Below are 9790 nucleotides of genomic sequence, written 5' to 3' on the forward strand. Positions count from 1 at the left end.
GTAGTCGTCCCCGACCAGCGCCGTTTCGGCGGCGGAGCGGGTGAACGGGCCGCCGAGCTTGCGCAGGCCCGCCGCGGCCTTGCGGCCGTTGCGGGTCACGACGGCCGCGTCGGCGCCCGGCGTGCGCGCTTCGGCGAGCAGGCGCTGGGTCTCGGCGTCGAGCTTGGCTTCTTCCCCGGCGGTCCAGGTGGTGTCCGCCTGGGCGTCCGCTTCGGCGTCCTTCGCCGCTTCGGCTTCGGCCGTCTCCTGGGCTTCCTGCTGGGCCAGCCGCTCGTCGTCGGCCTTGCGCGCGGTCTCGGCGACGGCCGCGGCGGTGTCGGACGCGGTCTTCGCGTCGTTCGCGGCGGTGTCCGCTTCACGCGCGGCAGCTTCGGCCCGTTCGGCCGCGTGGGCGGCTTCCCCGGCGTGGGCCGCGGCTTCTTCGGCGGCGGTGGCCGCCGCATCGGCGTGCGCGGCGGCCGAATCCGCGGCCGCGGCGGCCTGGTTGGCCGCCCCCACCGCCTCGTTCGCCAGCGCGGTGGCGGCGTTCGCCGCGCGGGTCGCCTCGGCGGCCTGCCGCTTCGCCTGCTGGGCCGCGCGCCGGGCCCGCTCGGCCTGCGCGCCGGCCTGCTCGGCGAACCCGCCGGCGGCGTCGGCGGAGGCGCCGGCCGCGGTGGCGTGCTGACCGGCCGACGCGGCCGCGCCGGCGGCCCCGGCCGCGGCGAGGGCCGCGGCCACCGCACCGCGAGCGGCGTCGGCGGCCTTGCGGGCGTTCCACGAGACCTGCCGGGCGGCGACCGCGGCCTGCCGCGCCCGGTCCGCCTGACCGGCGTCGGCCGCGGCGGCGGCCGCGGCGTTGCGCGCGCCGGCCGCGGCCTGGCCGGCCTGCACGGCCGCGGTGGCGGCCTGGGACGCCGCGCTCGCGGCGATCCGCGCCGATTCGGTGGCCGCGGAAGCCGCCTGGATCGCCGTCCTGGCCGCGTCGGCCGCACGCCGGGCCGCCTCCGCCGCCCGGCCGGCCGCGGCGGCCGCGGTCAAGGAGTCGTTGCGGGCCGCTTCCGTCTCCTGAGCCGCCCGCTGCGCCGCCTGCTTGGCGAGCTCCGCGGCCTGCAGGGCCTGGGCGGCGGCCTCCTTCGCGGTCTCCGTCTGCGCCGCGGCCCGCGTCTGCGCGTCCGTGGCGAGGTCCGCGAGCTGGGCCACGGTCAGGGTTTCGTGGTCCTGCGCGACCGCGACCGGGTAACCGGCGGTGAGGAAGCGGGAGACGTCCTCGTCGGTGCCGTCCAACGCGATCTGCGCGGCCCGCTTGACCTGGGGACCGCCCGCCGCCATCAGCTGGGTGACGCGCACGCGGTCGTCGCCGGCCTGCGCCCGCGCCCGGCCGGTGATGAGGAATTCGCGCTGCTGTGCGGGGGTGCCGGCCAGCGCCGCCTGGGCGGCGCGCTTGACGCCCGGGCCGCCCGCGGCCAGCGCCTGGGTGACCTGTACGCGCAGGTCGTCGAGGCTGGGCTGCTGCCAGCCGCTGTCGAGGAACGCCTGCATCTGCGGGACGGTCCCGCCGGCCGCGGTCTGCAGGGCGCGCCGCAGGCCCGGGCCCGCCCGCGAGACGAGCTGCGAGATGCGCACGCGCAGGTCCTGCTCGGCGGCGACCGCGAGCCCGGTGGCGAGGAAGGCGTGCACGTCGGCGTCGGAGCCGGTGAGGGCCCGCTCGGCGGCCGTCTGGACGCCGGGACCGCCGGTCTTGAGCTGTTCGAGGGCCTGGTACCGCTCGGACGGCGGCGCCGGTTCGGCGGCGGCCGCGGGCAGCACGGTCACCCCGGACAGGAAACCGACGGCGGCCAGCGCGGCGGCCACGGATCTGCGGAACGATTTCATGTCGTTTCCCCCTGGGCACGACGAAATCACGGAAACGGCCGCGCGCAAATCAGCGCGGCCGGACCGCGTGAATGGATGGAAAACCGATCAGCGGTGCATTTCCTACCCGGTTCAGGATCGCCCGGAGCGCAATTCTACGAGCGGCGTGAACCCGTTCTGCGGGTCGACGCCTTCGCCGACCGGGGTGTAGGTGTTCTTGACGACACCGGTGGGTGTCGCGGTGCCCTTGATCACCACGGTGGCCTTGAGCTCGTGGGTGTCGCCGGTGACCGCGAAGACGTCGGGGACGTCCATGGTCAGGTAGCCGGATTCCCCGGTGATGCGGAAGCAGAAGTAGGAGCGCTCGGCGATCCGGCTCCACACCTTGACGAGCGGGCCGCTCGCGGCGCAGTCGGTGAACAGGATGTGCCCGTCACCCTTGAGCAGCCGGATGTGGTGCTGCGCGTAGATCGCGTCGGCACCGGGGTAGTCGTATTCCTCGACGATCGGCGGCGGGACGTCGTCCGCGGCGGCGATTCCGGGAACAAATGGCAGAATGGCAGCGGAAAGAGCACCCGCGACAAGCGGGCGCGCGAACTTGTTCACAGTTTCATCCCCCTGAAAAGGCAGCCAGGCTGCCCGAATCCCCGATCCGAAACCGATCTTACGGACGGCGCACGGGGGAAGTCAACGGCGAACCCGACAGCACGGTCGTTATCGCCCAGCGGCTTCGAGCCGCACCCGGATCGCCCGCCGGGCCAGCGCGTAGGGCCGGGTCCCACCGCCGAGGACGGCGTCGGCGTTGGCCGCGCGGCCCAGCGCGTGGAGCTCGAACGCCAGCACCTCGGCGTCCGCGCCGACGTGCCCGAGCGCGACGGCCTCCGCCGCGGTCTCCCCGAGGAAGGCGGCGAACGAACCGCTCGCCGCCGCGACCGCGTCGCGCACCCGGCCCGGGCGCGCGTCGAACTCCGCGCCGACGTTGAAGAAGAAGCAGCCCCCCGGGAAGACGCGCTGTTCCGAGTAGTCCAGCCACTTCTCGCACACCGCGCGCAGCCGCGGCAACCCGGGCGCCTCCGCCCGCGCCGGCGTCACGACGTGGGCGCGGAAGATCTCCAGCGCGACGTCGATCGTCGCGAGCTGCAGCTCCTCCTTGGAGCCGAACAGCGCGAACACCCCGCTCTTGCTCAGCTCCAGCTCGGTGGCGAGCCGGCCGAGGGACAGGCCCTCCAGCCCGTCGACCGACGCGACGTCGACGGCCCGGCGCAGCACCACGCGCCGGGTCGCGTCACCGCGGGCGATCCGGCCGTCACCCGGCACGCCGCGCCCGCCAGCGATCCACAGTGGACTGGACACCGTCGCGGTAGGACGCCGAGAGCGCGGGCGTGGCCAGCACGCGGTCGGCGAGGTCCAGCGCCGCCTCGACCTTGTCCTCCGGCAGCTGCCCGTAGTTGGCGAAGGAGACCAGGTACACCTCGGTGATCGTCGGCCCGTCCGCGCGCTCGGCGAGCTCGATCGCGCCGGACGTCGGCACCGTGCCGGGCCGCAGGACGCGCAGGTACCAGCCGCTGCGCCCGCTGTCGATCATCAGCGGCGTGACGTCCTTGCGCCCGGTCTTCATGGCCAGCTTGAAGCAGGGCTGCCGCGGCTGCGAGACCTGGACCAGCGCGTCACCCCAGGCCCAGACGTCCCCGATCCGGACGTCGTCCTCGGTGACGCCGGACAGCGAGACGTTCTCGCCGAAGCCGCCTGGCTCAGCGTCGAGGCCGTCGGCGGCCCACGCCGGGTAGTGCTCGGCCGGGTAGACGTAGACCGCTTTGTCGACCCCGCCGTGCACGGTCAGGTCGGCTTGGCGGTCGCCGTCGAGGTTCAGCTCGGTCAGGGTCAGCTCCGGGGCGGTGACCCGCGCCTTCGTGATCGCGCTCAGCACCGGCCGCTCCCGCCGGTACCCCAGGACGCTCGGTTCCCCCACAAACACGCCGTCGACGTTCATGAGCCGAAGGTAGCACGACCGTTCGTTCACTTTCCCGGTTCCGCGGGCCGGACCAGCGAAACCAGGATCGCGGTGAAGCGGGTCACCGACAGCGAAAGCGTCCGCCCGGCCATCGTCTGGACCTGCGCTTCCCGTTGGCGGAACGCGCGGTTGTCGAGGTGGACGTAGGCGACGCCTTCCGCCTCGGCGTCCCGGTGGACGTCGCCGAGCCCGCCCACCAGCGCGACCCCGCCGCCCTGGCGGACGAACTCGTAGAGCGGCGCGAGTTCGTCGCATTCCAGCACCCGCCGGACGGCCAGGTTCTCGATCCGGGCGGCGATGTCGAACAGCTCGCGCAGGCTCTGCCCCGCGGTCGGCAACGCGACCGGGTACGCGCACAGCTCGGCCAGGCTCACGTGCGCCCGGCCGGCCAGCTCGTGCCCGACCGGCACGATCGCGTACACCGGCACCACGACGGCACTTTCCACGCGCACGCCGTGCAGCGGACCGGTCGCGTAGGTGACGGCGACGTCCGCCTCACCGTCGAGCACGCGCCGCGTCGCCTCGTCGCGCCGCACGACGTCGACGTGGAAGGCCACTTCGGGGTGGTCACGCCGGAACTCCGCGATCGCGCGCGGCACCACCCGGCGCGCGAACCCCTCCGAACACGCCACCGTGATCGAGCGGGCCTGCAGCCCGCGCCCGGTGCGCAGCTCGTCGAGCAGCGCCGCCGACTCCGCCTCGCTGCGGCGGACGTGGTCGAGCAGCCGGTTGCCGGCGTCGGTCGGGATCATGCCGCGCGGGTGCCGGACGAACAGCGGCACGCCGATCGTGGCTTCGAGCTTGGTGATCTGGCGGCTGATCGCCGACGGCGCGACCGTCAGCGCGACGGCCGCCTCCGACACCGAGCCGGTGCGGGCGACCTCGAGGAAGTAGGCCAGCCCGGTGGGCAGCAGGCGCATCGAACCTCCCGGTTTGCCTTCATGAGAACGCATGGCGGCCGAAACGGCAATGGTCACGCGCCCGGCGGCACCTTACGCTTTCCCGACACGACCCGGGAGGCCCCGTGATCCCTGCCGAACTGATCGCGAAAGCACAGGCCCACGTCGACTCCGGCGCCTTCTTCGCCGAACTCGCCACACTCGTGGGCTACCCGACGGTGAGCGACGCTCCCGAAGGTCGCGTTGCCATCAAGGCATACCTCGACGACGTCCTGACGCCCATGCTGGAGGCACTCGGCTGCGCCGTGGCGACGTTCCCCAACCCGGACCCGGCGGGCGGGCCGTTCCTGGTCGGCACCCGCACGGAGTCGCCCGAGCTGCCGACACTGCTCTGCTACGGCCACGCCGACGTCGTCGGAGAGGCCGGAACGTGGAGCGACGGGCGGGATCCGTGGACACTGACCGCGGACGGCGACCGCTGGTACGGCCGCGGCACCGCCGACAACAAGGGCCAGCACCTGGTCAACCTCACGGCGTTGCGCCTGCTGCTGGCGGAACGGGGATCGCTGGGCTTCAACCTGAAGTTCCTGGTCGAAAGCGGCGAGGAGATCGGCTCGCCGGGCCTGACGGAGTTCGCCGAAGCGCACCGCGACCTCCTGCGCGCCGACGTCCTCATCGCCTCCGACGGCCCGCGCCTCGACGCGGCAACGCCGACGTTGTTCCTCGGCGCGCGCGGCAGCGTCCGGATCGCGCTCGACGTCGACCTGCGCCCGGACGCCTACCACTCCGGGAACTGGGGCGGAATCCTGCGCAACCCGGCGACCACGCTCGCCGCGGCCGTCGCGAGCCTGGTCGACGGCCACGGCCGCATCCAGGTCCCCGAGCTGCTGCCGCCCGAGCTGCCGGACAGCGTCCGCGCCGCGCTCGACGGCGTCGTCGTCGCCAACACCCCCGGCGACCCGGTGCCGGACGAGGGCTGGGGCGACCCGCGGCTGACCCCGGCCGAACGGCTCTACGGCTGGAACACGCTCGAAGTCCTCTCCCTCGGCGCGGCCGACGTCGACCGCCCGGTCAACGCGATCCCCGGCCGCGCCCGCGCGGTGCTGCAGCTCCGGTACGTCGTGGGCACCGACGTCGGCGGCACAGCGGAGGCGATCAAGAAACACCTTTCCGCGCAAGGGTTCCCGATGGTCGCGGTGACCGTCGACGGCAACTTCCGGGCCAGCCGCACGCCGGTCGACGACCCGTGGGTGGGCTGGGCGAAGTCCACTTTGGACGAGGTGGCCGGAAGGCCCGTCGCACTCCTGCCGAACTTCGGCGGCGGCCTGCCCAACCACGTCTTCACCGACGTCCTGGGCCTGCCGACGCTGTGGCTGCCGCATTCGTATCCCGGCTGCCTGCAGCACGCGCCGGACGAGCACCTGCTCGCGTCCGTCGCCCGCGAAGGCGTCGTGCTCGCGGCGACGCTGTTCCACGCGCTGGGGGAACGGCGATGACAGACACGCAGACCCGCCGCCCGGTCACCAACCGGCGCGCGATCGCCGCGGCGACCATCGGCAACGCGCTCGAGTGGTTCGACCTCGCCGCGTACGCGCTGATGGCCGCGTACATCGGCAAGACGTTCTTCCCCGGCGGCAACGCGGCCATCCAGCTGGTCCAGGCGTACGCGGTCTTCGGGATCACGTTCCTGGTCCGCCCGCTCGGCGGCCTCGTCCTCGGCGCGTACGCCGACCGGCACGGCCGCAAGAAGGCGCTCGTCCTGACGATCCGGCTGATGGTCCTCGGCACGCTGCTGCTCGCGGTCATGCCGGGCTACGCGACGATCGGGGTGCTCGCCCCGCTCGGCGTGATCGTGGCGCGGCTGTTGCAGGGCTTCGCGGCGGGTGGCGAATTCGGCGCGGCGACGTCGTTCCTGATCGAACAGGACGACCGGCGCAAGGGCTTCCTCGGCAGCTTCCAGTTCGCCAGCCAGGGCTTCTCGACTCTGCTGTCGGCCGGGTTCGCGGCCGGGCTGACCGCCGTACTGTCGACCGGCGCCATGACGTCGTGGGGCTGGCGGGTCCCGTTCGTCTTCGGGCTGCTCGTCGGCCCGGTCGGGTACTACATCCGCCGGCACGTCGACGAATCGCCCGTCACGCTGACGGAGAAGGCGCCGATCCGGGAGCTGTTCCGGCACCACTGGGGCGGGCTCCTGATCGCCGGGGGCGCGCTGGTCGTGTCGACGTCGCTGAACTTCATCCTGCAGTCGCTGCCGGCGTTCGCGATCAAGACCCTCGGGCTCGACGACTCGCTTTCGTTCGTGGCGCTGGTGATCACCGGTGCGGTCCTGACGCTGGGCACCCCGGTGGCGGGCTGGTTCGCCGACCGCCACGGCCGGATCCGGCTGATGGCCGGGTCCGCGGTGCTGATCGGGGTGAGCGCGGTCCCGCTGTACCTCTGGGTGACGAAGGCGCCGTCGTTCCTGACGCTCACGATCGCGATGACGATCCTGGGCCTGCTGAAGGCGGCGTACTTCGGGGCGCTGCCGTCGGTGATGGCCGACGCGTTCCCGGCGCGGACCAGGGCGACGGGCCTGTCGTTCGGCTACAACGCGACGGTCGGGATCTTCGGCGGCTTCACCCCGACGATCGCGGCGGCGCTGATCGCCACGACCGGGTCGCCGGTCTCGCCGGGGTACTACCTCGTGCTGACGGCCTGCCTGAGCGTCGCGGCGCTGGTCGTCGCCCACCGGAAGCGGGGGATCCGGTGAGCGACGACCCGCCCGGTCAGAAGAAGCCGAGCGCCTGGTCCGAATAGGACACCAGCAGGTTCTTCGTCTGCTGGTAGTGATCGAGCATCATCTTGTGCGTCTCCCGGCCGATGCCCGACGCCTTGTACCCGCCGAAGGCCGCGTGCGCCGGGTACGCGTGGTAGTTGTTCACCCAGACCCGCCCCGCCTGGATGTCGCGGCCCGCCCGGTACGCCACGTTCCCGTTCCGCGACCAGACGCCCGCACCCAAGCCGTACAGCGTGTCGTTGGCGATCTTCAGCGCGTCGGCGTAGTCGTCGAACTTCGTCACCGAGACCACCGGGCCGAAGATCTCCTCCTGGAAGATCCGCATCTTGTTGTCACCGGCGAACACCGTCGGCTCGACGTAGTACCCGCCCGACAGCTCGCCGCCGAGGTCGGAACGCGCGCCGCCGGTGCGGATCTCGGCGCCCTCCTGCTTGCCGACGTCGATGTAGGACAGGATCTTTTCGAGCTGGTCGTTCGACGCCTGCGCGCCGATCATCGTCTCGGTGTCGAGCGGGTGGCCCTGCTTGATCTTGCGGACCCGCTCGACGGCGTCGCCGAGGAAGCGGTCGTAGATGCCGGACTGGATCAGCGCCCGCGACGGGCAGGTGCAGACCTCGCCCTGGTTCAACGCGAAGAGCGCGAAGCCCTCCTGGGCCTTGTCGTAGAAGGCGTCGTTGGCCGCCGCCACGTCGTCGAAGAAGATGTTCGGGCTCTTGCCGCCGAGCTCGACCGTCACCGGGATGATGTTTTCGCTGGCGTACTGCAGGATCAGCCGCCCGGTGCCGGTCTCGCCGGTGAAGGCGATCTTGCGGACGCGGTTGCTGGACGCGAGGGGCTTGCCCGCCTCGATGCCGAAGCCGTTGACGATGTTGACCACACCCGGCGGGAGCAGGTCGCCGATGATCGACATCAGCACGTGGATCGAGGCCGGGGTCTGCTCGGCCGGCTTGAGCACGACGGCGTTGCCCGCGGCCAGTGCCGGGGCGAGCTTCCAGACCGCCATCAGGATCGGGAAGTTCCACGGGATGATCTGCCCGACCACGCCGAGCGGCTCGTGGAAGTGGTAGGCGACGGTGTCCTCGTCGATCTGCGAGATGCCGCCCTCCTGCGCGCGCAGGGCGCCGGCGAAGTAGCGGAAGTGGTCGATGGCCAGCGGGATGTCGGCGGCGAGCGTCTCGCGGACCGGCTTGCCGTTCTCCCACGACTCGGCGACCGCGATCGCCTCGAGGTGCTGTTCCATCCGGTCGGCGATCTTGAGGAGGGTGTTCGCACGTTCCTCGATCGAGGTCCGGCCCCACGCCGGCGCCGCGCCGTGGGCCGCGTCGAGCGCCTTCTCGACGTCGTCGGCGGTGCCGCGGGCGATCTCGCAGAACGTCTTCCCGGTGACGGGCGTCGGGTTCTCGAAGTACCGGCCGCTCGCCGGCGGCACGTACTCGCCGCCGATGTAGTGGTCGTAGCGCGACTCGAAGCTGACGACGCTGCCTTCGGTGTTCGGTGCGGCGTACTGGACCATCTTCCCTGCCTCGTTGCTCGGAGTGACGGGTTGCGGCGACGGTAGGTCCGGCAACGTTGCAAGCGCGTTGCACCGCGGTCGGCCCGGTATCTACGCTGGTGAACGTGGCAGAGGCGCCGGAACCCGAGCTGCTGCGCGACCCGGAGTCGTACGCGCGGCTCCTGCGGCACGTCCGCGAGGCGGTGCTGGCCGGCGTGCCGGGCCCGCGGTCGCCACGCTCGGTGGTGTCCGACTCGTGGAGCCGCTCGCTCGCCGCCCGCATCGACCCGGACGACGGCGAAGCCCCGTTCGTCCACGACGCGGCCGCCCTCTCCGCGCTGCGCGAAGCCCATCCCCTGGCGCCCGTGCTGCCGGTGCTGCGGCAGATGCTGGTGAGCATCGCCGACGACGCCGAGCACCTGATGATCGTCACCGACGCCGACGGCCTGATCCTTTGGCGCGAGGGGGCGGCGGGCCAGCTCCTGCGCGGCGACCGCGTCGGCCTCACCGAGGGCACCCGGTGGAGCGAAGCAGCGATCGGCACCAACGCCATGGGCACGGCCCTGGCCACCGGCGAACCGGTGCAGATCTACTCGGCCGAGCACCTGGTCCGCCGCTACCACACCTGGACGTGCGCGGCGGCGCCGGTGCGCGACCCCGAGACCGGCGTGCTGCTGGGCTCGATCGACGTCAGCGGCCCGCTGCGCACGGTGCACCCGGCCATGCTTTCCCTGGTCACGGCGACGGCGCAGCTCGCGGAAGGCCAGCTGCGCGCGCAGCTG

The 9790-nt window shown here is 72.7% G+C and carries 9 protein-coding genes; 3 read left to right on the forward strand and 6 right to left on the reverse strand.

What is annotated here, in order from left to right; translation table 11 throughout:
* From CCN39_RS17055 to CCN39_RS17075, 5 genes are all read right to left on the reverse strand, one after another.
* On the reverse strand, positions 1–1851 hold a 1851-nt coding region (locus tag CCN39_RS17055), incomplete at its 3' end, for an ALF repeat-containing protein (RefSeq protein WP_208630251.1).
* 111 nt (positions 1852–1962) lie between these two features.
* On the reverse strand, positions 1963–2436 hold the full coding sequence (locus CCN39_RS17060; RefSeq protein ID WP_086843126.1) for a hypothetical protein: 474 nt from the start codon (positions 2434–2436) through the stop codon (positions 1963–1965).
* Positions 2437–2544: 108 nt separating this feature from the next.
* The gene (locus CCN39_RS17065) at positions 2545–3147 is read right to left on the reverse strand and encodes a TetR/AcrR family transcriptional regulator (RefSeq protein ID WP_086843127.1); all 603 of its coding nucleotides are present in this window, start codon (positions 3145–3147) and stop codon (positions 2545–2547) included.
* On the reverse strand, positions 3137–3820 hold the full coding sequence (locus tag CCN39_RS17070) for an MOSC domain-containing protein (RefSeq protein WP_086843134.1): 684 nt from the start codon (positions 3818–3820) through the stop codon (positions 3137–3139). The genes CCN39_RS17065 and CCN39_RS17070 overlap by 11 nt, the downstream gene beginning before the upstream one ends.
* Positions 3821–3846: 26 nt before the next feature.
* Positions 3847–4761: a LysR family transcriptional regulator gene (locus tag CCN39_RS17075; RefSeq protein WP_086843129.1), complete on the reverse strand. Its 915-nt coding sequence runs from the start codon at positions 4759–4761 to the stop codon at positions 3847–3849.
* 104 nt (positions 4762–4865) lie between these two features.
* Between CCN39_RS17075 and CCN39_RS17080 the strand changes: the two genes are divergently transcribed.
* Together CCN39_RS17080 and CCN39_RS17085 are read left to right on the forward strand one after the other, a co-directional pair.
* Entirely contained in the window at positions 4866–6236 is a 1371-nt protein-coding gene (locus CCN39_RS17080; protein ID WP_167455109.1) for a M20 family metallopeptidase, read from the forward strand.
* Positions 6233–7489, forward strand: a complete 1257-nt coding sequence (locus CCN39_RS17085; protein ID WP_086843131.1) for an MFS transporter — start codon at positions 6233–6235, stop codon at positions 7487–7489. Before CCN39_RS17080 ends, CCN39_RS17085 begins: the two co-directional genes overlap by 4 nt.
* Before the next feature lie 16 nt (positions 7490–7505).
* Here the strand turns inward: CCN39_RS17085 and adh are convergent, their stop codons facing one another.
* Complete coding sequence (gene adh, locus CCN39_RS17090) at positions 7506–9029, reverse strand: aldehyde dehydrogenase (protein ID WP_086843132.1); 1524 nt, start codon at positions 9027–9029, stop codon at positions 7506–7508.
* A gap of 98 nt (positions 9030–9127) precedes the next feature.
* Between adh and CCN39_RS17095 the strand changes: the two genes are divergently transcribed.
* On the forward strand, positions 9128–9790 hold a 663-nt coding region (locus CCN39_RS17095), incomplete at its 3' end, for a GAF domain-containing protein (protein ID WP_143264061.1).

Source organism: Amycolatopsis kentuckyensis, from assembly GCF_002155975.1.
In the GTDB taxonomy this organism is placed as follows: domain Bacteria; phylum Actinomycetota; class Actinomycetes; order Mycobacteriales; family Pseudonocardiaceae; genus Amycolatopsis; species Amycolatopsis kentuckyensis.